This is a genomic window from Paraburkholderia sp. (genome assembly GCF_047605525.1).
Lineage (GTDB): Bacteria > Pseudomonadota > Gammaproteobacteria > Burkholderiales > Burkholderiaceae > Paraburkholderia.
In genome coordinates this window covers 34,075-60,332 of record NZ_JASGFN010000024.1, presented here as the reverse complement: position 1 = coordinate 60,332, position 26,258 = coordinate 34,075, and the positions used below count along the sequence as shown (strand labels likewise).

Annotated in this window: 25 protein-coding genes and 1 tRNA gene; 17 read left to right on the top strand and 9 right to left on the bottom strand. The window is 63.2% G+C overall.

Going from position 1 to position 26,258, the window contains the following annotated elements:
- Positions 1-22: 22 nt before the first annotated feature.
- The 6 genes from QM685_RS28530 to QM685_RS28505 all read right to left on the bottom strand — a co-directional run bounded on the left by QM685_RS28530 (position 23) and on the right by QM685_RS28505 (position 5,250).
- Positions 23-1,054, bottom strand: coding sequence for a glycosyltransferase family 4 protein (locus QM685_RS28530; RefSeq protein WP_415121751.1), 1,032 nt, complete (start codon positions 1,052-1,054; stop codon positions 23-25).
- Between the two features lie 49 nt (positions 1,055-1,103).
- On the bottom strand, positions 1,104-2,045 hold the full coding sequence (locus tag QM685_RS28525) for a UDP-2,3-diacylglucosamine diphosphatase (protein WP_415121749.1): 942 nt from the start codon (positions 2,043-2,045) through the stop codon (positions 1,104-1,106).
- An 867-nt stretch (positions 2,046-2,912) separates the two neighbouring features.
- A complete protein-coding gene (locus tag QM685_RS28520; RefSeq protein ID WP_415121747.1) occupies positions 2,913-3,437 on the bottom strand; it encodes an RDD family protein in 525 nt (174 codons plus the stop codon).
- A gap of 31 nt (positions 3,438-3,468) precedes the next feature.
- Complete coding sequence (locus QM685_RS28515) at positions 3,469-4,242, bottom strand: DUF3106 domain-containing protein (RefSeq protein WP_415121745.1); 774 nt, start codon at positions 4,240-4,242, stop codon at positions 3,469-3,471.
- Between the two features lie 16 nt (positions 4,243-4,258).
- Positions 4,259-4,690 (bottom strand): DUF3619 family protein, encoded by a 432-nt coding sequence (locus tag QM685_RS28510; protein WP_415121743.1) that lies wholly within the window; start codon positions 4,688-4,690, stop codon positions 4,259-4,261.
- Positions 4,687-5,250, bottom strand: a complete 564-nt coding sequence (locus QM685_RS28505) for an RNA polymerase sigma factor (protein ID WP_415121856.1) — start codon at positions 5,248-5,250, stop codon at positions 4,687-4,689. The genes QM685_RS28510 and QM685_RS28505 overlap by 4 nt, the downstream gene beginning before the upstream one ends.
- Positions 5,251-5,677: 427 nt before the next feature.
- On the opposite strand from QM685_RS28505, the gene QM685_RS28500 reads away from it, so the two are divergent.
- The 6 genes from QM685_RS28500 to QM685_RS28475 all read left to right on the top strand — a co-directional run bounded on the left by QM685_RS28500 (position 5,678) and on the right by QM685_RS28475 (position 12,765).
- Positions 5,678-7,441, top strand: a complete 1,764-nt coding sequence (locus QM685_RS28500) for an acetolactate synthase 3 catalytic subunit (RefSeq protein ID WP_415121741.1) — start codon at positions 5,678-5,680, stop codon at positions 7,439-7,441.
- A gap of 111 nt (positions 7,442-7,552) precedes the next feature.
- Positions 7,553-8,044 carry an acetolactate synthase small subunit gene (ilvN, locus tag QM685_RS28495; RefSeq protein ID WP_018420000.1) on the top strand — a complete coding sequence of 164 codons (492 nt, stop codon included), beginning with the start codon at positions 7,553-7,555 and terminating at the stop codon, positions 8,042-8,044.
- Between the two features lie 105 nt (positions 8,045-8,149).
- Positions 8,150-9,166: a ketol-acid reductoisomerase gene (gene ilvC / locus QM685_RS28490; protein ID WP_085484642.1), complete on the top strand. Its 1,017-nt coding sequence runs from the start codon at positions 8,150-8,152 to the stop codon at positions 9,164-9,166.
- A gap of 132 nt (positions 9,167-9,298) precedes the next feature.
- Positions 9,299-9,937 carry a phosphatidylserine decarboxylase gene (locus tag QM685_RS28485; protein ID WP_129959634.1) on the top strand — a complete coding sequence of 213 codons (639 nt, stop codon included), beginning with the start codon at positions 9,299-9,301 and terminating at the stop codon, positions 9,935-9,937.
- A 24-nt stretch (positions 9,938-9,961) separates the two neighbouring features.
- Complete coding sequence (pssA, locus tag QM685_RS28480) at positions 9,962-10,831, top strand: CDP-diacylglycerol--serine O-phosphatidyltransferase (RefSeq protein WP_415121738.1); 870 nt, start codon at positions 9,962-9,964, stop codon at positions 10,829-10,831.
- Between the two features lie 386 nt (positions 10,832-11,217).
- A complete protein-coding gene (locus tag QM685_RS28475) occupies positions 11,218-12,765 on the top strand; it encodes a 2-isopropylmalate synthase (RefSeq protein ID WP_415121736.1) in 1,548 nt (515 codons plus the stop codon).
- A 140-nt stretch (positions 12,766-12,905) separates the two neighbouring features.
- Here the strand turns inward: QM685_RS28475 and QM685_RS28470 are convergent, their stop codons facing one another.
- The 3 genes from QM685_RS28470 to QM685_RS28460 all read right to left on the bottom strand — a co-directional run bounded on the left by QM685_RS28470 (position 12,906) and on the right by QM685_RS28460 (position 16,001).
- Positions 12,906-14,471, bottom strand: a complete 1,566-nt coding sequence (locus QM685_RS28470) for a SulP family inorganic anion transporter (RefSeq protein ID WP_415121734.1) — start codon at positions 14,469-14,471, stop codon at positions 12,906-12,908.
- A 112-nt stretch (positions 14,472-14,583) separates the two neighbouring features.
- Complete coding sequence (locus tag QM685_RS28465) at positions 14,584-15,219, bottom strand: carbonic anhydrase (RefSeq protein ID WP_415121732.1); 636 nt, start codon at positions 15,217-15,219, stop codon at positions 14,584-14,586.
- Positions 15,220-15,449: 230 nt separating this feature from the next.
- The gene (locus QM685_RS28460; RefSeq protein ID WP_415121730.1) at positions 15,450-16,001 is read right to left on the bottom strand and encodes a hypothetical protein; all 552 of its coding nucleotides are present in this window, start codon (positions 15,999-16,001) and stop codon (positions 15,450-15,452) included.
- Positions 16,002-16,189: 188 nt separating this feature from the next.
- Between QM685_RS28460 and QM685_RS28455 the strand changes: the two genes are divergently transcribed.
- The 11 genes from QM685_RS28455 (at position 16,190) to QM685_RS28405 (ending at position 26,217) form a co-directional block, all read left to right on the top strand.
- Positions 16,190-17,494: a branched-chain amino acid ABC transporter substrate-binding protein gene (locus QM685_RS28455; protein ID WP_415121728.1), complete on the top strand. Its 1,305-nt coding sequence runs from the start codon at positions 16,190-16,192 to the stop codon at positions 17,492-17,494.
- A gap of 271 nt (positions 17,495-17,765) precedes the next feature.
- On the top strand, positions 17,766-18,038 hold the full coding sequence (rpsO, locus tag QM685_RS28450) for a 30S ribosomal protein S15 (RefSeq protein ID WP_233829111.1): 273 nt from the start codon (positions 17,766-17,768) through the stop codon (positions 18,036-18,038).
- A 351-nt stretch (positions 18,039-18,389) separates the two neighbouring features.
- Complete coding sequence (gene pnp, locus QM685_RS28445) at positions 18,390-20,525, top strand: polyribonucleotide nucleotidyltransferase (RefSeq protein ID WP_415121726.1); 2,136 nt, start codon at positions 18,390-18,392, stop codon at positions 20,523-20,525.
- Positions 20,526-20,638: 113 nt separating this feature from the next.
- Complete coding sequence (locus QM685_RS28440; protein WP_415121724.1) at positions 20,639-21,655, top strand: NAD(P)H-quinone oxidoreductase; 1,017 nt, start codon at positions 20,639-20,641, stop codon at positions 21,653-21,655.
- Between the two features lie 161 nt (positions 21,656-21,816).
- Entirely contained in the window at positions 21,817-22,596 is a 780-nt protein-coding gene (gene tpiA, locus QM685_RS28435; protein ID WP_415121722.1) for a triose-phosphate isomerase, read from the top strand.
- A gap of 82 nt (positions 22,597-22,678) precedes the next feature.
- On the top strand, positions 22,679-23,068 hold the full coding sequence (gene secG / locus QM685_RS28430; protein WP_415121854.1) for a preprotein translocase subunit SecG: 390 nt from the start codon (positions 22,679-22,681) through the stop codon (positions 23,066-23,068).
- A gap of 112 nt (positions 23,069-23,180) precedes the next feature.
- Positions 23,181-23,265: transfer RNA gene (locus tag QM685_RS28425), tRNA-Leu, on the top strand.
- 162 nt (positions 23,266-23,427) lie between these two features.
- A complete protein-coding gene (locus tag QM685_RS28420) occupies positions 23,428-23,787 on the top strand; it encodes an NADH-quinone oxidoreductase subunit A (protein WP_075296569.1) in 360 nt (119 codons plus the stop codon).
- Positions 23,788-23,849: 62 nt separating this feature from the next.
- Positions 23,850-24,329: a NuoB/complex I 20 kDa subunit family protein gene (locus QM685_RS28415; protein ID WP_006052903.1), complete on the top strand. Its 480-nt coding sequence runs from the start codon at positions 23,850-23,852 to the stop codon at positions 24,327-24,329.
- A gap of 22 nt (positions 24,330-24,351) precedes the next feature.
- Positions 24,352-24,954, top strand: coding sequence for an NADH-quinone oxidoreductase subunit C (locus QM685_RS28410; RefSeq protein WP_415121717.1), 603 nt, complete (start codon positions 24,352-24,354; stop codon positions 24,952-24,954).
- A 9-nt stretch (positions 24,955-24,963) separates the two neighbouring features.
- Positions 24,964-26,217 carry an NADH-quinone oxidoreductase subunit D gene (locus QM685_RS28405; RefSeq protein ID WP_415121715.1) on the top strand — a complete coding sequence of 418 codons (1,254 nt, stop codon included), beginning with the start codon at positions 24,964-24,966 and terminating at the stop codon, positions 26,215-26,217.
- Positions 26,218-26,258 lie beyond the last annotated feature (41 nt).

Below are 26,258 nucleotides of genomic sequence, written 5' to 3'. Positions count from 1 at the left end.
GAATGGCTTCGCGCGCGCCGCGTCACGCGGCGGCGCTTTCCTCGCGATACGCGGTGCGCGACAGCGGCTTCAGATGCGCGGCGAATTGCGCGGATGCCGCCGCCCACGAGAAGCGCTCGGCCCATGCGCGCGCGTCCTGCCGATCGATCTTCAGCGCCGCGAGACAGGCCTCGCGCAGATCCTCGTGCATCGCGCCGGCGCCGCCGTCGCCGAGCACGTCGATCGGTCCGGTGACCGGATACGCGGCGACCGGCGTGCCGCACGCGAGCGCTTCGAGCAGCACGAGTCCGAACGTGTCGGTGCGGCTCGGGAACACGAAGACGTCGGCGGCCGCGTAGACCTTCGCGAGCTCAGCCTGCGTGAGCACGCCGAGATAGTTGACTTCGGGATAGCGCGACTTCAGTTCGGCGAGCGCCGGGCCTTCGCCCGCGACCCATTTCGAGCCGGGCAGATCGAGTTGCAGGAACGCCTCGACGTTCTTCTCGACCGCGACGCGTCCCACGTACAGGAAGATCGGCCGCGCGGTGTTGAGCACCTTCGAGTCCACCGGACGGAAGATCTCGAGGTCGACGCCGCGCGTCCACAGCACGACGTTCGTGAAGCCGAACTTCTCGAGGTCCTGCCGGACGACCGGCGTGGGCGCCATCACGGCAAGCGACGGCTTGTGGAACCAGTGCAGGAAGCGATACGTCGCCGCGAGCGGAATCCGGAAACGCGCCTGCACGTACTCGGGAAAGCGCGTGTGATAGGCGGTCGTGAACGGCAGCTTGTGTTCGAGCGCGTGAGCGCGCGCGGCCATGCCGAGCGGGCCTTCGGTGGCGATATGCAGAGCGTCGGGCGCGAAGCGGTCGATGCGCTCGCGCAGCTTGCGGCGCGGCAGCAGCGACAGGCGTATCTCCGGATAGGTCGGGCACGGGATCGTCCTGAATTCGAGCGGCGTCAGCAGTTCGACCTGATGGCCGAGCCCGGTGAGCTCGCGCCGCGTGTTCTTCAAGGTGCGCACGACGCCGTTGACCTGCGGCTCCCATGCGTCGGTGACGATCATGATTTTCATCGATTTGTTCATCGATCCGGGCCCTGTGGACGTGGAGGTGGGGAGGGGGCTACGCGGTGGCGCGGGCCTTGTGCGTGCCCGTTTGCGGCGCGCGCAGCATGGTCCAGTAGATCACCTTGAGTTCGCCTTCATAGGTCTCGACGAGCGCGGACAGACTCTCGACCCAGTCGCCGTCGTTGCAATAGAGCACGCCGTCGATCTCGCGCATCTCGGCCTTGTGGATGTGTCCGCAGACGACGCCGTCGCAGCCACGGCGGCGCGCTTCGTCGGTCATCACGCGCTCGAACGACGAGATGAAATTCACCGCGTTCTTCACCTGATGCTTCAGATATTGCGACAGCGACCAGTACGGAAAGCCGAGCTTGTTGCGGATCCGGTTGAACCAGCGGTTCAGCACCAGGATCATCGTGTAGAGCGTGTCGCCGAGATACGCGAGCCACTTCGCGTGCTGGATCACGCCGTCGAACAGATCGCCGTGCACGATCCAGAGCCGCTTGCCGGCAAGCGTGGTGTGAAACGCTTCGCCGCGCACGTGGATGTCGCCGAACGCGAGGTCGCAGAACTGGCGCGCGGCTTCGTCGTGATTGCCCGGCACGTAGATGACCTGGGTGCCCTTGCGCGCCTTGCGCAGCACTTTCTGCACGACGTCGTTGTGCGCCTGCGGCCAGTACCAGCCCTTCTTCAACTGCCAGCCGTCGATGATGTCGCCGACGAGGTACAGGTACTCCGATTCGTTATGGCGCAGGAAGTCGAGCAGATAGCCCGCCTGGCAGCCGCTCGAACCGAGGTGGATGTCGGACAGCCAGATCGTGCGATAGCGATGCGGATCGGCGTGACCGTCGTCGGGGTGGTCGGCGTGGGTATCGAGTGGCGGTGTCGCCGGCAGCGGCAGGCCGTGCTGGGAGGAAGGGGGGGCCGGGCGGAACGCGACGGGGTCGACGCTCGGGCCGGTCTGGCGGAACAGGGAAGTCGCGGACGTTTTGGAGTCCATGGCTCACGCGTCGAGTGGCGGTGCCCGTATTGGGCCAGGCGCGCGTGACTGTGCCGTGACAGTCATGAGAAGTTCTTATTACGGTGGGGGTGGTGGGGCCTGTTTCTTGTCGTTGTTCCTGGGGTGTTGGCCTTTCCTTGCATTCATGTCGGTCTGTTGGCGTTGCCCCTGTGCGGGGCGGCACCTACTTTCTTTGCTGCTGCAAAGAAAGTAGGCAAAGAAAGCAGCTTTACACCGCCAATGCTTAAGTGGGTCCCCTGGCCTGGAAGGGGTAGTGGTGCATCTGGAATCCGTGCCCTCGCACATTCCGCTTTCGTGACAAGGCCATCATTCTTCCGGCGGCGCTGCGCGCGCCGTAGCCCCGCTCAAAAACCAACGGCCGTTTCCCACGCCTCGCCGGGGTGCAGCCGACGGCCCCCGCTGCGCGGGCGAATCTCACTGGTTTCCCAGGCAGACCCGTCCACGACGCACGCAGTGCGGAGTGGGAGCGGATGAGCGCTGTGTCACTGAAGCGGAGTGTGCGAGGGCACGGATTCCAGATGCACCACGACCCCTTCCAGGCCAGGGGACCCACTTAAGCATTGGCGGTGTAAAGCTGCTTTCTTTGCCTACTTTCTTTGCAGCAGCAAAGAAAGTAGGTGCCGCCCCGCACAGGGGCAACGCCAACAGACCGACATGAATGCAAGGAAAGGCCAACACCCCAGGAACAACGACAAAAAACGCCACCACCGTAACGCAAGAGCAAACAGCCCCTCGCCCAAGGCGATTACTTCGCAAGCTCGAAGACCAGAACGAAGAGTCAGGAAACACGATCATCAAACACACTTCGCGCTCATGCACCCGACACGGCCCACGCGGCCCGAGCCCTCAGCGCGTGACCCCGATCACCCGCGTACCCGCAAGGCGATCATGCAGGAACTGCCGCAGCGGATCGAAGCGGCCACTCGTGGCCCACACCACGAACCAGACGCCCGCGATAACGAGCGTCTGCGGCACGCGCAGTCCCAGCAGCGGATGCAGCGCAAGCGGCGGCAGAAACCACAGCCACGCGAGCACATAGCGGGCGATCGCCCGCGCGGCGGAAAGCGGTGCTCCGTCGGCGGTAACGACGCGCAGGCCCCAGGTCTTCATCGGCAGTGTCTGGCCGCCGTGGGTCCAGAACCACACGAAATACACGCCGACGACGAGGCCGATCCAGCCGGCGAGCAGGTTGTGGTGCGTGAGTCCGTTGCGCTGCTGCGTCAGCGTGCTGAACAGATAGCCGGCGAGGAACACGACGCCGAACAGGATCACCGCTTCGTAGAGCAGCGCCGCGAGCCGCCGCCGCACGGTGGGCGCCGTGCCGCTGGCGGCGGAGGCGGGCAGGGTCGGGGTGGCGAGCGGCTGGGACACGGGTGAGGGGCGGGGTAAGAAAAGGCGGGACTCAGGAGCCGTTGAAGATCGACGGCGCCTCGGCCGGCGACACCGGCACCGGGGTGGCCGGCACGAAGCTGCCCGGGGCCGGAATCGCGGGAGGCGACGGCAGCGGGGCCGCGGCCGGTCCCGAGGCGGCAGCCGCGGCGCTTGCCGCCACTGCATCGCTGGCGCCGGCTTTTTGCTCACGCGCATTGACGAGCCGGTCGATGCCCTTGATCTCGTTGCGCGCAGACGGCGGCGCGCTAACGACGCTCGGCCGGCGCTTGTGCTCGCTGGCCGCGAGCCGCTCCTTCAGTTCCTCGGGGAGTTGCTGATAAGCCTTCCACGCGTTCTGCCGGGCTTCACGCGGCAACTCCTTCGATACCTGATAGTTTTCCCGCGCAACACGGCGCTGATCGGGCGTCATGCGTACCCATTCGCTCATGCGTTCATGCATGCGTTTTTGCGCTTCGGGTGACATCTTCGCGTAACGTGACGCGATCTTGATCCATTTGCGCTTGCGCTCATCGCTAAACGAATCCCACTGGGATGCGAACGGCGCGAGCGCGACATGCTCGGCGGCGCTCAGGCGCGACCACGCGAGCGGACTGTTATTGCCGGGCAGGCTGGGCAACTCGACGGACAGCGCGGGCGCGGGCGCCTGCGGGGCGACATTGCCGCCGGCCGAGTGGACGCTCACGGGCGATGGGCTCGGGTGAAAGCGCGGATAGGTTGCGACGAATGACACCAGCGCCGCGATCGTGCATCCGAAAACAACGGCCAAACCGCGCTTGTAACTCACCCGAAGAATCTCCCGCTCAGTGGGCGCGTGAAAGATACGCGTTGAAGCCGTGGTCGAGATAGGCATTGAGCGGCAGGTCGTCGCTTAGCATCGCGGCATCGATATCGGCGAGCTCGGCGGTGCGCTGGTGATCTTCCCAATACGCAATACCGATCAGGCTCACCACCAGCGCGGCGAGCGGCCACGCAAGCGCGAAGCGGCGCAGCGGCGAGCGGCGGCGCGTTTCGAGGTCGGCTGGGGGCAGGCCCGTCATACCGGCCGGCACGCCGGCCAAAGCGGGCACGAACACCGGCGCGCTGACGGTTTCGGGCTTCTTGCGGGCAAGCGCCGCGCGGCGTGCCGCGGCGAGCCGGTCGACGGTGGCGGGAGCAAGGCTGGCGGTGGTTTCGTCGAGCGCGCGGCGCACCTGGCGCGCGAACTCGAATTCTCTGTTTTCGAGGGAGCTCATAGCGTGATTCCTTTCGCCTTGAGCGCTTGCGCCAGCGTGTGGGTGGCCCGCGAGCAGTGCGTTTTCACGCTGCCTTCGGAGCAGCCCATTGCGGCGGCAGTCTCGGCGACATCCATATCTTCCCAATAACGCATGAGAAACGCCTCCCGTTGACGTGCCGGTAATTTCTGGATTTCGTCGTCGATCAACTGCAGGACCTGTTCGCGCTCGAGTTTCCGTTCGTTGCTCTCGGCGCCGGGCGAACCTTGTTCGGCCTCGAAGGTTTCCAGCGGATCGAATTCGTCGTCGTCCGCATTGCCGAGCGACGAGAACAGACTGACCCACGTGTTGCGTACTTTGGCACGACGGAAATAGTCGTGCATCGCATTCTGCAGAATACGCTGAAACAGCAGCGGCAGCTCGGCCGCCGGACGGTCGCCGTATTTCTCGGCGAGCTTGATCATCGCGTCCTGCACGATGTCGAGCGACGCGTCGTCGTCCCGCACGGCGTAGACCGTCTGCTTGAACGCGCGCCTTTCGACGCCCGCCAGAAAATCGGCGAGTTCCTTGTCTGATGCCATCCGTTTGGGGGTCGGCGCAGCAAGCGTGCGCGTAATCGGTCGAAAAATGTCGTAAAACTCGCGGATGCTAACAAACTTTTGCGCGCCTCGGGGCGAAATGTGCGGTAGCTTGCATTTGCATGACGGCGGCGGGGCGTCGTGCCTCGGTCGCATTCCGGCGGTGTTCTCCTGGCGTGCAAGGCGCGGCCGATTCCTCCCGCAATTCCACCCGATTTCGCGGCCGCGCACGCAGGCGCGAGGCAATATTTGCTTGACCGCGGGCGCGTCTGCGGCTATCGTCGCTGGTTCGCAACATAAGTGAGTTGTCTCAATTGAGGTGTGGCCCAAGAAGCTCACCTGTCAACTGGACGCGCCGCTTGAACCCGAGTCACGAGCCCGGCAGAGAGCACCCGATCAATTTTTTGCCGAAAATTCGAAAGGTCAAACAATGAATATGCCCAGCGCGGAATTCTCCACGTCGGATACGACCCCCCATCACGAAGCAGACTCTATCGGCGCCACCGTGCTCATGAAGGCACTGGCCGACGAAGACGTCGAATTCATCTGGGGCTATCCCGGCGGCTCGGTACTCTACATTTACGACGAGCTGTACAAGCAGGACAAATTCCAGCACGTGCTCGTGCGCCACGAACAGGCTGCCGTCCACGCTGCTGACGCCTATGCGCGTTCCACCGGCAAGGTCGGCGTGTGTCTCGTGACCTCCGGCCCCGGCGTCACCAATGCGGTGACGGGTATCGCGACCGCGTACATGGATTCGATCCCGATGGTGATCATCAGCGGCCAGGTTCCGACCGCTGCGATCGGTCAGGACGCATTCCAGGAATGTGACACGGTCGGCATCACGCGCCCCTGCGTGAAGCACAACTTCCTCGTGAAGGACGCGCGCGATCTCGCCGCCACCGTCAAGAAAGCGTTCTATATCGCCCGTACCGGCCGTCCCGGCCCGGTGCTGATCGATATTCCGAAGGACGTGTCGAAGGCGCCGTGCCAGTACGAACCGATCAAAAGCGTGTCGCTGCGCTCGTACAACCCGGTCACGAAGGGTCACTCCGGCCAGATCCGCAAGGCGGTTTCGCTGCTGTTGTCGGCGAAGCGCCCGTATATCTACACCGGCGGCGGCATCATTCTCGCGGACGCTTCGCGTGAGCTGAACCAGTTTGCCGACCTGCTCGGCTACCCGGTCACCAACACGCTGATGGGTCTGGGCGGCTACCGCGCGAGCGACAAAAAATTCCTCGGCATGCTCGGCATGCACGGCACGTACGAAGCCAACATGGCGATGCAGCACTGCGACGTGCTGATCGCAATCGGCGCGCGCTTCGACGACCGTGTGATCGGCGATCCGGCGCACTTCGCGTCGCGCCCGCGTAAGATCATCCATATCGACATCGATCCTTCCTCCATCTCCAAGCGCGTCAAGGTCGACATTCCGATCGTCGGCGACGTGAAGGAAGTGCTGAAGGAGTTGATCGAGCAACTGCAGACGGCCGAGCATGGTCCCGACACCGCGGCGCTCGCCGAGTGGTGGAAGGACATCGAAGGCTGGCGCGCGAAAGACTGCCTGAAGTTCGATCGCAAGAGCGACATCATCAAGCCTCAGTACGTGGTCGAAAAGGCGTGGGAGCTCACCGACGGCAATGCGTTCGTGTGCTCCGACGTCGGTCAGCACCAGATGTGGGCCGCGCAGTTCTACCGCTTCAACAAGCCGCGCCGCTGGATCAACTCCGGCGGTCTCGGCACGATGGGTTTCGGCCTGCCGGCCGCGATGGGCGTGAAGATGGCCCACCCGGACGACGACGTGCTCTGCATCACCGGCGAAGGCTCGATCCAGATGTGTATCCAGGAGCTGTCGACCTGCAAGCAGTACGACCTGCCGGTCAAGATCCTTTCGCTGAACAACCGCTATCTGGGCATGGTGCGCCAGTGGCAGCAGATCGAATACAGCAAGCGCTATTCGCATTCGTACATGGATGCGCTGCCGGACTTCGTGAAGCTCGCCGAAGCGTACGGCCATGTCGGCATGCGTATCGAGCGCACTGCCGATGTCGAGCCGGCGCTCAAGGAAGCGCTGCGCCTGAAGGATCGCGCGGTGTTTCTCGACTTCCAGACCGACCCGACCGAAAACGTCTGGCCAATGGTTCAGGCCGGCAAGGGCATCACCGAGATGCTCATGGGTTCGGAAGATCTATAACGACGGCGTGGCAGCCGGCTTCGTGATGCGCGCCTTCACAAAAGGCGAGGGCAAACGAAGCGGCGCCGCTCCGCTCGTGGACATCGACACAACATCTGGAAGAAGCGAAACATGAGACACATCATTTCCGTCCTGCTGGAAAACGAACCGGGCGCGTTGTCACGCGTGGTTGGTCTCTTCTCGGCACGCGGCTACAACATTGAAACCTTGACGGTGGCGCCGACCGAAGACCGTTCGCTGTCGCGCATGACCATCGTCTCCGTTGGCTCCGACGACGTGATCGAACAGATCACGAAGCATCTGAACCGCCTGATCGAGGTGGTGAAAGTGGTCGACCTTACCGAGGGCGCCCATATCGAACGCGAGCTGATGCTGATCAAGGTGAGGGCGGTCGGCAAGGAACGTGAGGAGATGAAGCGGATGGCGGACATTTTCCGCGGCCGCATCATCGACGTCACCGAAAAGACCTACACGATCGAACTGACGGGGGCGAGCGACAAGCTCGATGCCTTCATCGAGGGGCTCGACTCCACGGCGATTCTCGAGACGGTCCGCACGGGCAGCTCGGGCATCGGCCGCGGCGAGCGCATTCTGAAGGTCTGACGTCACGATCTCGAGGCCGGGCAACGCGGTATCGTCCGGCCGGCAACACCCGCATTCGCAGTACCTGAATTTTTCTGAATCATCGAATCTAGCCAAGGAACCGACATGAAAGTTTTCTACGACAAGGACGCCGATCTCTCCCTCATCAAGGGCAAGCAGGTCACCATCATCGGCTATGGCTCGCAAGGCCACGCGCACGCGCTGAACCTGAAGGAAAGCGGCGTGAACATCACGGTCGGTCTGCGCAAGGGCGGCGCATCGTGGAGCAAGGCTGAAAACGCCGGCCTGCAAGTGAAGGAAGTCGCGGAAGCGGTGAAGGGCGCGGACGTCGTCATGATGCTGCTGCCGGACGAGCAGATCGCCGATGTGTACGCGAAGGAAGTCCACGCGAACATCAAGCAGGGCGCGGCGCTCGCATTCGCGCACGGCTTCAACGTTCACTACGGCCAGGTGATCCCGCGCGCCGATCTGGACGTCATCATGATCGCGCCGAAGGCGCCGGGCCACACGGTTCGGGGCACCTACTCGCAAGGTGGCGGCGTGCCGCACCTGATCGCGGTTGCGCAGGACAAGTCGGGCGCGGCACGCGACATCGCGCTGTCGTATGCGGCGGCGAACGGCGGCGGCCGTGCCGGCATCATCGAAACCAACTTCCGCGAAGAAACGGAAACCGACCTGTTCGGCGAACAGGCCGTGCTGTGCGGCGGTACCGTCGACCTGATCAAGGCCGGCTTCGAAACGCTGGTCGAAGCGGGCTACGCGCCGGAAATGGCGTACTTCGAGTGCCTGCACGAACTGAAGCTGATCGTCGACCTGATCTACGAAGGCGGCATCGCGAATATGAACTACTCGATCTCGAACAACGCCGAGTACGGCGAATACGTGACGGGTCCGCGCATCGTGACCGCTGAAACGAAGAAGGCGATGAAGGCCGTGCTGACCGACATCCAGACCGGCGAGTACGCGAAGAGCTTCATCATCGAGAACAAGGCTGGCGCTCCGACGCTGCAATCGCGCCGCCGTCTGACGGCCGAGCATCAGATCGAGCAGGTCGGTGCGAAGCTGCGCGCGATGATGCCGTGGATCGCGAAGAACAAGCTCGTCGACCAGTCGAAGAACTAAGTTCATCGACGCGGAAAGATCCGGCGCGGCGCATTGGCGCGGCGGCCGGATGAGTCAAAAAGCCGTCCAAGGGTGCTGAACCCTGGGCGGCTTTTGCTATCCTACGGTTTTACAAAAACACAGAAGCCATCCATGAATTACCCTCATCCGATCATCGCGCGAGAAGGCTGGCCGTTCATCGCCATCGCGGCCGTCGTTGCATTACTGGTTCACGCCTTCGCGGGGTTCGGCATTGCGTGGCTTTTCTGGCTGATCCTGATCTTCGTCGTGCAGTTCTTCCGCGACCCGGCCCGGCCGATTCCGACCCAGGCCAACGCGGTGCTGTGCCCGGCCGACGGCCGCATCGTCGCGGTCGAAACCGCGCATGACCCGTATGCGAATCGCGAAGCGCTGAAGATCAGCGTGTTCATGAACGTCTTCAATGTCCACTCGCAGCGCTCGCCGGTCGATGGCGCGATTTCCAAGGTCGAATACTTTCCGGGCGCGTATCTGAATGCGGCGGTGGATAAAGCCTCGCTCGAGAACGAGCGCAATGCGGTCGTGATCGAAATGGCCGGCGGGCAGACCGTGACGTCGGTGCAGATCGCCGGTCTGATCGCGCGGCGCATTCTTTGCTACGTGCGCGCGGGCGAGCCGCTGACTCGCGGCCAGCGCTACGGGTTCATCCGCTTCGGTTCGCGCGTCGACGTGTATCTGCCGGTCGGCAGCCGTCCGCGTGTGTCGATCGGCGAGAAGGTGTCGGCGTCGTCCACGATCCTCGCCGAGCTGTAAAGCGGCATAAAGGAGGTTGTCCGAATGGCCGCATTCAAACCGCGTCGTCCCCGCAGCAGCGGACCGTTGCCGCGGCCGTTTCGCCGCAACAAGCCGGTGGTGACGGAATCGCCGGTCGTCGAGAGCCGGCGCGCGCAGCGTCAGCAGTTCCTCAGGAAGCGCGGCATCTATCTGCTGCCGAACGCCTTCACGACGGCGGCGCTATTCTGCGGCTTCTTCGCCGTCGTGCAGGCGATGAACGTGCGCTTCGAGATCGCGGCGATCGCGATCTTCGTCGCGATGGTGCTCGACGGCATGGACGGTCGCGTCGCGCGCATGACGCACACGCAAAGCGCGTTCGGCGAGCAGTTCGATAGCCTGTCGGACATGGTGTCGTTCGGCGTCGCGCCGGCGCTCGTGATGTACGAGTGGATCCTGAAGGATCTCGGGCGCTGGGGCTGGCTCGCGGCGTTCGTGTACTGCTCGGGCGCGGCGCTGCGGCTCGCGCGTTTCAATACCAATATCGGTGTCGTCGACAAGCGTTTCTTCCAGGGCATGCCGAGCCCGGCTGCCGCGGCGCTGATCGCCGGTTTCGTGTGGCTTGCCACCGATAACCGTGTGCCGCTGAAGCTGGTCTGGCTACCGTGGGTCGCCTTTGTGCTGACCATCTATGCGGGCGTGACGATGGTGTCGAACGCGCCGTTTTACAGCGGCAAGGCGCTCGACGTGCGGCATCGCGTGCCGTTCGGCGTGATCCTGCTGGTGGTGGTCGCGTTCGTGCTGGTGTCGTCCGATCCGCCGCTGATGCTGTTCGGCCTGTTCGTGCTGTACGGCCTGTCCGGCTACGTGTTCTGGGCATATCAGGCGCTGCGCGGCAGGGCAAATCCGGCGCGCTCGATGTCGCGCGACCGGTAATGGCTGCGGCGGCGATTCAGGCAGCGTCGTGGTAGTCGCGACATGAAAAACGGCAGCCCACGGGCTGCCGTTTTTCGTTGGTTTAGCGTCGCATCCGGGGTTTTACAGGCCCACTGCAAACCACCCCGCGGGCGCGCTCCAGCGCGCGTTGCACGGTGGCTGGAATGCCGCTATAGTCGTTGGATCAGTGCGTGAGCATGACTGATCGAGCCTGGTCCGCGAGATCGTCTGCTGCGCCGCGCCATCATGCTTCGTTCTCGCCTTTATGCGTCTTTGCCCTCTGTGTGCCTCCGGCCATGCTTCGGGCGTGCCTTGCCAGCGGCGGCGCCAATCTCCGAATTGCAAATCCGATCCCCACATCTGAACGACTCCCGAGGAGACCCGACATGTCCGACAAACTGATCATCTTCGACACTACGTTGCGTGACGGCGAGCAGTCGCCCGGCGCGTCGATGACGAAGGAAGAAAAGATCCGCATCGCAAAGCAGCTCGAACGGATGAAGGTCGACGTGATCGAAGCCGGCTTCGCGGCGAGCTCGAACGGCGACTTCGACGCGATTCACACGATTGCGGGCATCGTGAAAGACAGCACGGTCTGCTCGCTCGCCCGCGCGAACGACAAGGACATCCAGCGCGCCGCCGACGCGCTCAAGCCGGCCGAGCGCTTTCGCCTCCACACGTTCATCGCGACGTCGCCGCTGCACATGGAAAAGAAGCTGCGCATGACGCCGGAGCAGGTGTTCGAGCAGGCGAAACTCGCGGTGCGTTTCGCGCGCAAGTTCACGGACGACGTCGAGTTCTCGCCGGAAGACGGCAGCCGCTCGGACATGGATTTCCTGTGTCGCGTGCTCGAAGCGGTGATCGCCGAGGGCGCGACCACGATCAATATCGCGGACACGGTCGGCTACGGCGTGCCGGAACTGTACGGCCAACTCGTGAAGACGCTGCGCGAGCGCATCCCGAACTCGCACAAAGCGGTGTTCTCCGTGCATTGCCATAACGACCTCGGCATGGCGGTCGCGAATTCGCTTGCCGGCGTGCAGCTCGGCGGCGCGCGCCAGGTCGAATGCACGATCAATGGTCTCGGCGAGCGCGCGGGCAACACGTCGCTCGAAGAAATCGTGATGGCGGTGAAGACCCGCAAGGATTATTTCGGTCTCGATATCGGTCTCGACACGACGCAGATCGTACCGGCGTCGAAGCTCGTCTCGCAGATCACCGGCTTCGTCGTGCAGCCGAACAAGGCGGTGGTCGGCGCGAACGCGTTTGCGCATGCATCCGGCATCCACCAGGACGGCGTGCTGAAGGCGCGCGATACCTACGAAATCATGCGTGCCGAAGACGTGGGCTGGACCGCGAACAAGATCGTGCTTGGCAAGCTGTCGGGGCGCAACGCGTTCAAGCAGCGTCTGCAGGAGCTCGGCATCGCGCTCGATAGCGAAGCCGAACTGAACACCGCGTTCGCGCGTTTCAAGGAACTGGCCGATCGCAAGGCGGAAATTTTCGACGAAGACATCATCGCGATCGTCAACGAGGAATCGGCGCAAGCGCAGGAAAAGGAACACTACAAGTTCCTGTCGCTGTCGCAGCATTCGGAAACCGGCGAGCCGCCTCACGCGAAGATTGTGTTCTCGGTCGAGGGCAAGGAGATCACCGGCGAAGCGCGTGGCAACGGCCCGGTCGACGCCACCCTCAACGCGATCGAAACGGAAGTGGGTAGCGGCTCCGAGCTGCTGCTGTATTCGGTCAACGCGATCACGACCGGCACGCAGGCACAGGGCGAAGTAACGGTGCGGCTGTCGAAGAGCGGGCGCATCGTCAACGGCGTGGGTACCGATCCGGACATCGTCGCGGCGTCCGCGAAGGCGTATATCTCGGCGCTCAACAAGCTGTATTCGAATGCGGACAAGCTGAATCCGCAGCGTTCGGAGTAACGCGAGCGCGGCGCGCCGATGGCGCGCAACCGATGGCGCGCAACCTTGAGTATGGATCGAAGAGAAGCCCCGTGCCTGGCGCACGGGGCTTCTTTTTTTCCCCACCGTTATCGCGCGGGTGTGCTGACGCGATCTCCCGACTACTCCGCCGCCGTGCGCCGTATCGACCAGCCGCGCGCCGCGCGCGCCTGCTCGCGGAGCTGGTATCTGACGTCGATGGTGATTCCGCGGCGCGGTGCATCGGCGACGAACGCATCCAGCAGCTCACGCACGTCGTGATCGACGAAATCGGCGCGCGTTGCGTCGACGATGACGGTCGCGCCGTCCGGAATCTGCTGCAGGTAATGCTTGAACGGCACTTTGCCGAGAAACGACACGTCCTTGCGAAACGACAGCAGGTAGTGATCGCCATGCTGCGCGAGCACGATCGGGCCACGCAGGTTCGCGTACAGCGCGAACAGCATGCTGCACAGTATGCCGAGCACGATACCGCTCAGCAGATCCGTGACGAGCACGCCGACGAGCGTGACGATAAACGGTGCGAACGGCGCAAACCCCTGCCGCGCGAGCCCGGCGAACAACGACGGTTTCGCTAGTTTGAATCCGGTGAAGATCAGGATCGCGGCAAGGCAGGCAAGCGGAATCAGGTTGATCACGCTCGTGAGCGCGAACACGCTCACGAGCAGCAGCACGCCATGAAAGATCGCCGAGAGCCGGCTTTTTGCGCCCGCATGCACGTTCGCGGAGCTGCGCACGATCACCGAAGTGATCGGCAGGCCGCCGATCACGCCCGCGATCAGATTACCCACGCCCTGCGCCTTGAGCTCGCGATCCGGCGGCGCGCGGCGGCGTTCCGGATCGATCTGCTCGACCGCTTCGAGGCTCAGCAGCGTTTCGAGACTCGCGACGATCGCGATCGTGATCGCGACGCGCCATATGTCGGGATTGACGAGCTGGACGAACTGCGGCCCGAAATCGGCCGACTCGAGCGCGGCCTGCAGTGCCGCGAATGATTCGAGTGACGGCAACGCGACTCGTCCTTCGGCGGGCGGCGCCAGCGATGGCGCGACGAGGTTCAGCACGAGTGTCGCGCCGATGCCGAGCAACACCACCGCGAGCGACGCCGGAACGATGCGCACGGCGGCGAAGCGGCGCAGCGCGCGCGTTTCCCAGCCGGCGAGGATCGCGAGCGACAGCAGCGTGATCAGCACGGCCGTTGGCGAGATCGGGCCGAGCGGCGTTGCGACGGCGGCTGCTGACCGGGTTGCGGCACGCGTGCCGGACAGGCCGAGGGCAACGGGAAACTGTTTGAGGATCAGCAGCACGCCGATGGCCGCGAGCATCCCCTTGATTACAGGTGACGGCACGTAGGCGGCAAACCGGCCGGCCTTGAGCATCCCGAAACCGAACTGGATGACGCCCGCCAGCAGCACGGCCAGCAGAAAGGCGGAAAAGCCGCCGAGTCGCGCGATGCCGTCGACGACGATCACGACGAGGCCCGCGGCCGGCCCGCTCACGCTCAGACGCGAACCGCTCAGCGCGGCGACCACGAGCCCGCCGATGATGCCCGATACGAGCCCGGCAAACGGGTCGACGCCCGATGCGTGGGCAATGCCGAGGCAAAGCGGCAGGGCCACCAGGAAAACGGCTGTGCCGGCGAGCACGTCGCGGGCAAGCGTGGAGCAAGAAGAGGTTTGAGTATTCATGTGTCGAAAAGCCAGAGGTAGGGCGACGGGCGACGAACAGGCGCGGCTCGACGGCGATTCCGCTGTCGGCCGCGGCCGCGGTTCGAACGCGGCGGGGGTGCAACGCGCGTTGCTAGGCCGCGCTATGCGCGGCGGTCGTGCAGGTCATCGCATCGTCGGCGGCATAGCCTGAGGTGAGAACCTTGATGCGCCCGTCGTCGAGCGCAAAGATCCAGCCGTGCACGAGCGGCGCCGGAGCGGCCTCGCGCACGATCGGGCTCGCCCGTAGCTGGCGCACCTGTTCGAGCACGTTCAGCTCGGCCAGGCGGTTGACGCGACCGGCCTCGGTCGCCGCGCCGTCCAGTTCCGCGCGGTGCGTTTTCGCGAGTGCGCACAGTGGCGCGATACGCCGGTTCACATGAGGCAACGCGGGATCGGGCGCCAGCAGGGCGGCGCGCACACCGCCGCAGCCGTAGTGGCCGCAGACGATCACATGGCCGACCTCGAGCACCCGCACCGCGTATTCGAGGACGCTCGCGACGTTGTCGTCGCCGGAGTGAAAGAGGTTCGCGATGTTGCGATGGACGAACAGATCGCCGGGCTCGCAATGCGTGATGGTTTCGGCGGGCACCCGGCTGTCCGAGCAGCCGATCCATAGAACGTGCGGATTCTGTCCGCGCACGAGGTCGCGAAAAAATGCCGGATTGCGCGTCGCGGTTTCATGCGCCCACGCGACGTTGGCGACCAGCAGATGTTTGGGGCGGTTCATCGTAGCGGCTCCGTAAGAAAGGCAATTGACCCGGCACCGGACTGCGACAGCGGCCGTGCGATCGATCGCAGGCCGGTACCTGAACGATGTTTACAATAACCTTTCTTTGGACGAATGGTTGACGCAGACAGGATAAAATTCGTTTTTATGCTAAAGAAATAAAAAAACCGCCTATCGAAGGCGGTTTTATGAGACTTTTGGCACTGCGTCCCGAAAAGGGCGCCCAGTGCTCAAAACAGGCTGCGGCGATCGGGGTCGTGCAGCGGGTCGGGGGTCTTCTGCGTGAGCCGCAGAATGCCCTGATCGTCGAAGTAGAAGCTGTACAGCATGTACCAGACGTTGTCTTCGAGATAGCGATAGGTCCAGACTTCGCGCTTCATCAACGGGAAGTACGAGGTTTCGACAGGGCGGCCGAAGTTCACCAGCACGTCGCCGCGCGTCCATTTGCCGATTTCGGCGCGATAGAACTCGTTGGGCTGCAGTACCTGGCGCACATTGACGATCTTGCCGGCCGCGTCGATGTCGGCGGCGGTGGTGGTTTCGCCCATCGGCTGGGTCGGCCACATCAGACGCTTGCCACCGTTGGGCAGGTCATAGGTTTCGCGCGGTGGCCCAAGGCGCGCGACGATCGTCGATGCATCCGCTCCCTGTTGATATTGCTGCCACGGCTGCGCGCAGCCGGCGAGCGCGAGCACGCTCAGCCCAATCAGCGCGGCGCGGCGCAGACCCGCGCCGGCTGGTGCCGCGATAGAGGCCGCCGTGCGGTGGTGGCGGTTCAGCATGTATTCCTCCGATGGCGTTTGAATAGCGGTTTTTATCATCGAGACGCATCATTTTGACACGCGCTGCGGCAAAAGAACTGCGCTTCGTGAATGCGCGTCGCCTCGGAACGGTAACGGATGCGCCGGCTTGCCTATTCCGTGCGTGGCGTCCTATGATCCGCGCTTCGAAGATTCCAGGCGGGATGGTCATGATGGCGAGGTGGCAACGGACGGCGGCGGTTGCGCTGACGGCGATTTCGATGGCGGCGGGAGCGGGCGTGGCTCCGGCGGCGAGCCCGGCCGGCCGGCCCGCCAGCAAACCCGCCGGCGCGCCAATCCAGCTCGCCTTGATCGAAGGCATGTCCGGCCCGTTCGCGAACGCGGGCGCGGCGGTCGAGCGCAATCTGCGCTTCGGCGTCGAGCAGGTGAATGCGCACGGCGGCGTGAAGCTCGCGGATGGCGCGCATCCGTTCGAACTCGTCGTGCTGGACAGCAAGGGCAGCACCGAGGAAGCACTCACGCAATTGCGCGCGGCCGCCGATCGTCACATCGGCTACATCCTGCAGGGCAACAGCTCGGCGGTCGCCGCCGCGCTGATCGGCGCGATCGACAAGCAGAACAGCCGCGAGCCGGACAATCGTGAACTGTTCCTCAACTATTCCGCCGACGACCCCGCGCTCACCAATGCGAACTGCAGCTTCTGGCACTTCCGTTTCGACGCCCATGCGGGCATGCGCATGGCGGCGCTCGCCGACGTGATCCAGCGCGACAAGGGCGTGAAGAAGGTCTATCTGCTGAACCAGGATTACAGCTTCGGTCACGATGTCAGCAGCCTCGCGCGCTCGACGCTGGCGGACAAGCGCCCGGACATCGTGGTGGTCGGCGATGAGTTTCATCCTGTCGGCCGCGTGAAGGACTTCGCGCCCTATATCGCGAAGATTCGTGCGAGCGGCGCGGACGCGGTGATCACCGGCAACTGGGGCAACGATCTGACGCTGCTCGTCAAGGCGGCCCGCGAGCAGGGGCTCGACACGAAGTTCTACACGTTCTATGGCAACAGCCTCGGCGCGCCCGCCGCGCTGGGCGACGCGGGCGTCGGTCATGTGATCGCGGTCGCCGACTGGCATCCGAACGTGGGCGGCGCGGCTTCCGACGCCTGGTATGCCGCGTTCCGCGCGCGCTTTCCGGCCGCGCAGGACGACTACCCGGTGTTGCGCATGCCGCTGATGATCGAAACACTCGCGGCCGCGATGAACCGCGCGGGCAGCGCCGATCCGACGGCGGTCGCGAAAGCGCTCGAGGGCATTCGCTTCGACAACGGCTTTCACGCGTCATGGATGCGCGCCGACGACCATCAGTTGATCCAGCCACTTTACGTGATGGAGATGGAGAAGGCCGGCACGCCGGGCGTGCATTTCGACAACGAAGGCTCCGGCTACGGATTTCGCACGGTGCTGGCCCTAGCGCCCGAGCGCACGATTTTGCCGACCGTTTGCCGGATGCGGCGCCCTTGATAGCCGCCGGTCTGGGGGCGGACAGGAGCAGCCGCCCATAACACCTCAAGGCGCCACTGAAGGTTGCCGTGCGACGCCCGATCCATCGCGCCAGCCAAGGGTTCGCTGCCGAAACGGGCTGTGCTACAATACGCGTCCCGTTCTGGGGGAGGGTTCTGGTTCTACCGGAAACTCTGCCGGAAGCGGGGCGCAGCAAATGTGAAAAACAACGGGTATTCCACGGCACGGCCTTTCTTCCGTGACCGCCTGTCCAGTTATCAAGGAAATTGTCATGTCCGCAGTTGAAACCAGCAAGAAGTCCGAAGTCGTCGCGCAATTCGCACGCGCAGCGAACGACACCGGTTCCCCCGAAGTTCAGGTCGCGCTGCTCACGACCCGCATCAACGAACTGACCGCTCACTTCAAGGAGCACACGAAGGACCACCACAGCCGCCGCGGTCTGCTGCGCATGGTGAGCCGCCGCCGCAAGCTGCTTGACTACCTCAAGGGTAAGGACGCGGATCGTTACCGCAGCCTGATCGAGAAGCTGGGTCTGCGTAAGTAATCGGCCAGTCGTTCAGCAAGATGCCTGTGTCAGTTATCGCTGATACAGGCATTTTGTTTTTGCGCGGCGCGCTTCATGTGATGCGCGCCGCCTGTGATCCGCGGCGTGGATCGGTTCGCGCGGCGTAGACAGGCAACGCGTATCACCCGTAGCAGAAAAAGCAGTATAGAAAGCAGCAACAGAAACATGGCCGGGCTTCAGGGCGGAGTTTTGTGTCATTCCAGCGGTTCGCGCGTACTCGATGTGGCGCGTGGTTCTCTGGAATGGCATAACACGACTCTTCCCATGCGGCGCCGGCTCCGGCGTTGCCGCGCCGCTTCGGTCCGCGCGGCATTACGATGAGGAAAAGCAATGACTATGTTCAACAAGATCGTCAAGGAATTTAAGTGGGGGCAGCATAACGTCCGCCTCGAAACCGGCGAAATCGCTCGCCAGGCGAGCGGCGCGGTGATCGTCGACGTCGAAGACACCGTGGTGCTCGCCACCGTGGTCGGCGCGAAGACCGCGAAGCCGGGCCAGGACTTCTTCCCGCTTACCGTCGATTACATCGAAAAGACCTACGCAGCCGGCAAGATCCCGGGTGGCTTCTTCCGCCGCGAAGGCCGTCCGTCCGAAGGCGAAACGCTGATCTCGCGCCTGATCGATCGTCCGCTGCGTCCGCTCTTCCCGGAAGGCTTCTACAACGAGGTGCAGGTCGTGATCCACGTCCTGTCGCTGAATCCGGAAATTCCCGCCGACATTCCCGCGCTGATCGGCGCGTCGGCGGCGCTCGCGGTGTCCGGCCTGCCCTTCAACGGTCCGGTCGGCGCGGCACGCGTGGCATACATCAACAACGAATACGTGCTGAACCCGACGCGTCCGCAGATGAAGGAATCGGCGCTCGATCTCGTCGTCGCCGGTACGGAGCGCGCGGTGCTGATGGTCGAATCGGAAGCGCAGCAACTGAGCGAGGAAGTGATGCTCGGCGCCGTCGTGTTCGGTCATGAGCAGATGCAGATCGCGATCGACGCGATCCACGAACTGGTCCGCGAAGGCGGCAAGGCCGAGTGGGACTGGCAGCCGGCGGCAAAGAACGAAGCGCTGATCGCGCGCGTGACGGAACTCGCGCAAGCCGATCTGCTCGCGGCTTACCAGATCCGCGACAAGCAGGCGCGTTCGACCAGGCTGAAGGAAGTCTACGCGGCGACCTCGGCGAAGCTCGAGGAAGACGCGGCCGCAGCCGGTACCACGGCGGCCGACAAGGCTACCGTCGGCAACGTGCTGTTCGACATCGAAGCGAAGATCGTCCGTACGCAGATCCTGAACGGCGAACCGCGTATCGACGGCCGCGACACGCGTACCGTGCGCCCGATCGAAATCCGCACCGGCGTGCTGCCGCGTACTCACGGCTCGGCGCTGTTCACGCGAGGCGAAACCCAGGCGCTGGTGGTCGCGACGCTCGGCACGAAGGGCGACGAGCAGAACATCGACGCGCTTGAAGGCGAGTACCGTGAGCGCTTCATGCTCCACTACAACATGCCGCCGTTCGCGACCGGCGAAACGGGCCGCGTCGGTTCGCCGAAGCGCCGTGAAATCGGTCACGGCCGGCTCGCGAAGCGCGCGCTCGTCGCGTGCCTGCCGAGCGCCGACGAATTCGGCTACTCGATCCGCGTGGTGTCGGAAATCACCGAATCGAACGGTTCGTCGTCGATGGCTTCGGTGTGTGGCGGCTGCCTCGCGCTGATGGACGCCGGCGTGCCGATGAAGGCACACGTCGCCGGCATCGCGATGGGCCTGATCCTCGAAGGCAACCGCTTCGCGGTGCTGACCGACATCCTCGGCGACGAAGATCACCTGGGCGACATGGACTTCAAGGTCGCGGGTACCGAACAGGGCGTGACCGCGCTGCAGATGGACATCAAGATCCAGGGCATCACGAAGGAAATCATGCAGGTCGCGCTCGCGCAGGCGAAGGAAGGCCGCATGCACATCCTCGGCAAGATGACCTCGGCGGTGTCCGGCGCGAACACGCAACTGTCGGAGTTCGCACCGCGCATGATCACGATCAAGATCAACCCGGAAAAGATCCGCGACGTGATCGGCAAGGGCGGCTCGGTGATCCGCGCGCTGACCGAGGAAACCGGCACGACGATCGATATCTCGGACGACGGCGTCGTCACGATCGCGAGCACGAGCAGCGAAGGGATGGCCGAAGCGAAGAAGCGCATCGAGAACATCACGCTGGAAGTCGAGGTGGGCCAGGTGTACGAAGGCACCGTGCTCAAGCTGCTCGATTTCGGCGCGATCGTGAACATCCTGCCGGGCAAGGACGGTTTGCTGCATATCTCCGAGATCGCCAACGAGCGCATCAAGGACATCAACGACTATCTGAAGGATGGCCAGCAGGTGAAGGTCAAGGTCATCCAGACGGACGAGAAGGGTCGCGTGCGTCTGTCGGCGAAGGCACTGCTGAACGACGCGCCGCAAGGCGAACCGACGCCGCAGTAAGGCGGTAGAAAACAACGGCCGGCAGCGTGCAAGCGCGCCGGCCGTTTTTCATGCAGGATGGATTGCGTTGCGGATTCGAACGGCAACGCAATCCAATCTTGGAGTTGACTCAGATGAAAGCGATCGAAATCACCGAATTTGGCGCGCCTGAAGTCCTCAAGCTGGCGGAGCGGCCGATGCCGCAGCCCAAGGCCGGCGAGGTGCTGATCAAGGTGGCGGCATCCGGCATCAATCGTCCGGACGTGTTTCAGCGCAAGGGCGGTTATGCGCCGCCGCCGGGGGCGTCGGATCTGCCGGGGCTCGAAGTGGCGGGCGAGATCGTCGGCGGTACGATCGACGCGAAGAGCAACCCGTTCGGCCTGAAAATCGGCGACCGCGTGTGCGCGCTGCTGGCGGGCGGAGGCTATGCGGAATATGCGGCCGTGCCGCTGCTGCAATGCCTGCCGGTGCCGGCCGGTCTGTCGGATGTGGAGGCGGCTTCACTGCCCGAGACCTTTTTCACGGTGTGGAGCAACGTGTTCGATCGCGCGCAGCTCGGCAAAGGCGAGGGTGGCCCGAACGAAACGCTGCTGGTGCAGGGCGGCTCGAGCGGCATCGGCGTGACGGCGATCCAGATTGCGCACGCGCTCGGTTTTCGCGTGTTCGCGACCGCGGGGTCGGACGAAAAATGCCGCGCATGCGAGGCGCTTGGCGCCGAGCGGGCGATCAACTACAAGAGCGAAGATTTCGTCGAGGTGATCAAGTCGCTGACCAACGATCGGGGTGTCGACGTGATCCTCGACATGGTGGCGGGCAACTACGTGCCGCGCGAACTTTCGGCGCTGGCCGATGGCGGTCGCATCGTGCTGATCGCGTTGCTTGGCGGCGCGAAGGCGGAGCTGAATCTGAACGAGGTATTGCGCCGCCGTCTGACGGTGACCGGTTCGACGCTGCGTCCGCGGCCGATCGAATTCAAGGCGCAGATCGCCGCGCAACTGAAGGAGCATGTGTGGCCGCATCTCGAGGCTGGTCGCATCAAGCCGGTCGTGCATTGCGTGTTCCCGGCCGCGCAGGCCGCCGAGGCGCATGCGCTGATGGAAAGCAGCACGCACGTCGGCAAGATCGTGCTGGCTTGGGGTCAGGACGCTTGACACCATCGGTTTGACCCGATCCACCCCAGGCAGTAAAATTGCGCGTTTTGCGCGCGCCGGATAAATCCGACAAGCGGACTGCGTGCGTCTGGAAATAGCCCGTCGCAAGCGGCGGCGATTCGCGAGCGAAGTTCGCTGGCAAGACAGGACAACACTAGACGATGTCGAAACAACAACGAGCCAAACTGGTAGTCGGTAACTGGAAGATGCACGGGCGGCTCGCCGCGAATGCCCCGCTATTGAAGGCGGTGGCGCAAGGCTCTGATGAATTGCCGGCCGACCTGTGCGTCGGCGTATGCGTGCCGAGCCTCTATCTCGCGCAGGCGCAGTCGTTGCTGGAAGGCAGCCGGGTCGTGTGGGGCGTGCAGGACGTTTCCGCGTTCACGCAGGGCGCCTATACCGGTGAAGTGGCTGCGCCGATGGTGACGGATTTCGGCGCGACGCTCGCGATCGTCGGACACTCGGAGCGTCGTGCGTATCATCGCGAGAGCGCCGAACTGGTCGGGGTGAAAACCCAGCGCGCGCTGGAAGCGGGGTTGACACCGATTGTCTGCGTCGGCGAAACGTTGGAAGAGCGCGAGGCCGGTTCGACCGAACAGGTGGTCGGCGCGCAACTGGATGAAGTGCTGGCGAAACTGTCGGCGCAGGAAGCGGCCCGTCTCGTTGTCGCATATGAGCCGGTGTGGGCAATTGGCACCGGCAAGAGCGCGACGGCGCAGCAGGCGCAAGCCGTGCACGCATTTCTGCGCGCGTGCCTCGCGGCAAAGGGCGACGCGGTCGCGGACGTGCCGCTGCTGTACGGCGGCAGTGTCAAGCCGGAAAACGCAGAAGAATTGTTCCGTCAGCCCGATATCGACGGCGGCCTGATCGGTGGTGCGTCGTTGAAAGATCAGGATTTCCTGGCGATCTGCAAGGCGGCGGCAACGAACGTCGCCGGTTAAGCAGAGCGTCTCGGCGAGGATGACTCCATTTCGTGCAACACGCTGTGTGCGGCGCGGTTAAATAAAGACTCAGGTGAGTGTGATGCTGTACTTTAAAACATTGATTATCGTCGTTCAGTTGTTGTCGGCACTTGGGGTCATCGGACTCGTTTTGCTGCAACACGGTAAAGGCGCCGATATGGGCGCGGCTTTCGGCAGCGGTGCATCGGGTAGTCTGTTCGGCGCGACTGGCTCGGCCAACTTCCTGTCGCGTACGACCGCGGTACTCGCGGCATTGTTTTTCGTTACGACGCTGGCGCTCACTTACCTTGGCGCATATCGGGCGAAGCCTTCCGCGGGCGTGCTGGGTGCGGCGGTGACCGCGCCGGTTGCTGCACCTGCGGCGGTTTCCGCACCGACTGCTGGTTCGGCTCCTGTTGCAGCGGCACCGGCATCGCCCGCGTCGGTTCCGGCTACTGGCGTGCCGAAATAAATTTTCGTTCGACGTGCTTTTGTGCGTTGAACAATCTGTTTAGACAAGTTACAATTCAAGTCTTGAAGCGATTCGCGGGTTTTAAAAGTTGTTTTCCCGGATTGCATATAGTGCCGACGTGGTGAAATTGGTAGACACGCTATCTTGAGGGGGTAGTGGCGAAAGCTGTGCGAGTTCGAGTCTCGCCGTCGGCACCAAATGTTATCTAAATGCCAGCCGTTTGCTTCGCTTCGGCTGGCATTTTCGCTTCTGGCGCGCGGCTTGCGTTGGGCTTGCGGTCATGTGCGCTGACGAAGTGATTTCGCGTCAGGAGTGCTATGCTCCTGACGGCACTCAGAACCAACCGATTGAGGATTGTCTTGAACCTCGCAGCCTATTTCCCCGTTTTGTTGTTTCTTATCGTGGGCACCGGTTTAGGCGTAGCACTGGTCAGTATTGGCAAGATCCTCGGTCCCAACAAGCCCGATACCGAGAAAAACGCACCGTACGAGTGCGGCTTCGAAGCATTCGAAGATGCGCGCATGAAGTTCGACGTGCGCTACTACCTCGTCGCCATTCTCTTCATTATTTTCGACCTTGAAACGGCATTCCTGTTTCCGTGGGGCGTGGCCCTGCGCGACATCGGCTGGGCTGGCTTCATGGCAATGATGATTTTCCTGCTCGAGTTCCTGCTTGGCTTCGCCTATATCTGGAAGAAGGGCGGCCTCGACTGGGAATGATGGATTAATCGCCGGTTTGCGTGGGTGGCCTGGCTTGCCGCCCCGTCTGGAGTGGAAAGCAAATGAGTATCGAAGGGGTCTTGAAGGAAGGGTTTGTCACCACTACGGCAGACAAACTGATCAACTGGACGCGCACCGGCTCGTTGTGGCCGATGACGTTCGGTCTTGCGTGCTGCGCGGTCGAGATGATGCATGCGGGCGCCGCCCGTTACGACCTCGACCGTTTCGGCGTGGTGTTTCGTCCGAGTCCGCGTCAGTCGGACGTGATGATCGTCGCCGGCACGCTGTGCAACAAGATGGCACCGGCTCTGCGCAAGGTCTACGACCAGATGGCCGAGCCGCGCTGGGTGATTTCGATGGGCTCGTGCGCGAACGGCGGCGGCTATTACCACTACTCCTACTCGGTGGTGCGCGGCTGCGACCGGATCGTCCCGGTCGATGTTTACGTGCCAGGCTGCCCGCCTACAGCGGAAGCACTGGTGTACGGCGTAATCCAGTTGCAAGCCAAGATTCGCCGCACCAACACCATCGCCCGTCAATAAGGCCAACGCCTTCCCCCACAATATGGCAAGCAAACTCGAGACCCTGAAAGCGAACCTCGAGGTGGCCTTTGGCGGCCTCCTGTCGAGCGTGACCGAATCGGTCGGTGAATTGACGATCGTCGTCAAGGCAGGCGACTACCTCAACGTGGCAAAACGTCTGCGTGACGACCGCTCGCTCGGTTTCGAGCAGTGCGTCGATCTGTGCGGCGTCGACTATCAAACCTATGCGGACGGCGCCTACGATGGCCCGCGTTTCGCGGCCGTGCTGCATCTGCTGTCGGTGCAGAACAACTGGCGTCTGCGTCTGCGCGTGTTCGCGCCGGACGACGACATGCCGATCGTGCCGTCCGTTGTCGAAATCTGGAATTCGGTCAACTGGTACGAGCGCGAAGCATTCGACCTGTACGGCATCGTCTTCGAAGGCCATCCGGACCTGCGCCGCATTCTGACCGACTATGGTTTCATCGGTCATCCGTTCCGTAAGGATTTCCCGATCTCCGGCTACGTCGAAATGCGTTACGACCCGGAAGAGAAGCGCGTCGTCTATCAGCCGGTGACGATCGAGCCGCGGGAAATCACGCCGCGCGTGATCCGCGAGGATCGCTATGGTGGTCTGAAACACTAAGAGAACGTCATGGCAGAGATCAAGAACTACACGCTCAACTTCGGCCCACAGCACCCGGCAGCGCACGGTGTGCTGCGTCTCGTGCTCGAACTCGACGGCGAAGTCATCCAGCGCGCCGATCCGCACATCGGCCTGCTGCATCGCGCGACTGAAAAGCTCGCCGAAAACAAGACGTTCATTCAATCCGTGCCGTACATGGACCGTCTCGACTATGTGTCGATGATGGTCAACGAGCACGGCTATGTACTCGCGATCGAAAAGCTGCTCGGCATCGACGTGCCGGTGCGCGCGCAATATATCCGCGTGCTGTTCGACGAAGTCACGCGCGTGCTGAACCACCTGATGTGGATCGGCGCGCACGCGCTCGACGTTGGCGCGATGGCGGTGTTCCTCTACGCGTTCCGCGAACGCGAAGACCTGATGGACGTGTACGAAGCGGTGTCGGGCGCGCGGATGCACGCGGCTTACTATCGTCCGGGTGGCGTCTATCGCGATCTGCCTGACGCGATGCCGCAGTACAAGGCTTCGAAGATTCGAAATGCGAAGGCGTTGTCGAAGATGAACGAGACCCGCCAAGGTTCGCTGCTCGACTTCATCGACGATTTCTTCACGCGCTTTCCGAAGTGTGTCGACGAATACGAAACGCTGCTCACCGACAACCGGATCTGGAAGCAGCGTCTGGTCGGTATCGGCGTGGTCAGTCCGGAGCGTGCGTTGCAACTCGGTATGACCGGCGCGATGCTGCGTGGCTCGGGCATCGAGTGGGATCTGCGCAAGAAGCAGCCATATGAAGTCTACGACAAGCTCGATTTCGACATTCCGGTCGGCGTGAACGGCGACTGCTATGACCGCTATCTGGTGCGTGTCGAGGAAATGCGCCAATCCACGCGGATCGCAAAACAGTGTATTGAATGGCTGCGCAAGAATCCGGGCCCTGTGATGATCGACAATCACAAGGTTGCGCCGCCGTCGCGCGTCGGCATGAAGTCGAACATGGAAGATCTGATCCACCACTTCAAGCTGTTCACCGAAGGCTTCCATGTGCCCGAAGGCGAAGCATACGCCGCCGTCGAACATCCGAAGGGCGAGTTCGGTATCTATCTGATCTCGGACGGCGCCAACAAGCCGTATCGCCTGAAGATCCGCGCACCGGGCTATGCGCACCTGTCCGCCCTCGATGAAATGGCGCGTGGCCACATGATCGCCGACGCCGTGACGATCATCGGCACGCAGGACATCGTGTTCGGCGAAGTGGATCGCTAGGACGTATTCACCGGCGCGCGTCTCCGGTTATCGCACCGGCA